Raw genomic sequence first — 223 nt, forward strand, 5'->3', positions numbered from 1 at the left:
GGTGTTTGGTGGCGGATCTTCGAGGCGATGTCCGATGATCCGGACTTCGAATATCTGATCGTCGATTCCACCATCGTTCGGGCGCATCAGCACGCTGCCGGCGCCAAAAAAGGGGGTCTGAAGATCAGGCGATCGGCCGCTCGCGCGGGGGCCTGAGCACCAAGATACATCTGGCCGTTCGAGGCTTGGGATGTCCGGTGCGGTTCACGCTGACCGCGGGTCA

General features: G+C 61.9%; 1 pseudogene. It reads left to right on the forward strand.

The window, feature by feature from the left end:
• Window positions 1–223 (forward strand): annotated as a pseudogene (locus FNJ47_RS55845) (IS5/IS1182 family transposase); the annotation flags it as partial.

The sequence above is a fragment of the Bradyrhizobium uaiense genome, from assembly GCF_010811875.1.
Taxonomy (GTDB): Bacteria; Pseudomonadota; Alphaproteobacteria; order Rhizobiales; family Xanthobacteraceae; genus Bradyrhizobium; species Bradyrhizobium uaiense.